Here is a 263-nt window from a genome sequence, read left to right as displayed (position 1 = left end):
GGCACGTTTACATCACCCGCCTTGTTTGATGCGCGTGAACAGGTACAACTAAATCATCACAACATGTCAAAATCAGCAGTGGTCCATTGGTACGAACACATTCGCACGGTCTTAATGGCCCATGGTGAGGAACCAGCCACATTATCAGCTTTTGAATATTGGACGTTTATGGCCTTGCTTTATTTTGCTGATGCCCACGTTGATGTTGCAATTATTGAGGCGGGCTTGGGCGGTAAACAAGATGCCACCCATGTGATTAGTCG

General features: G+C 46.8%; 1 pseudogene. It reads left to right on the top strand.

Annotation, left to right across the window (positions count from 1 at the left end):
- Window positions 1-263: pseudogene (locus WEIDD23_RS13950) on the top strand (hypothetical protein); the annotation flags it as partial.

Origin of the sequence: Weissella sp. DD23, from assembly GCF_001579105.1 — a bacterium.
Taxonomy (GTDB): Bacteria; Bacillota; Bacilli; order Lactobacillales; family Lactobacillaceae; genus Weissella; species Weissella cibaria.
Note: the sequence above shows the minus strand (reverse complement) of the source record. Positions and strands in the feature narration are given on the sequence as shown.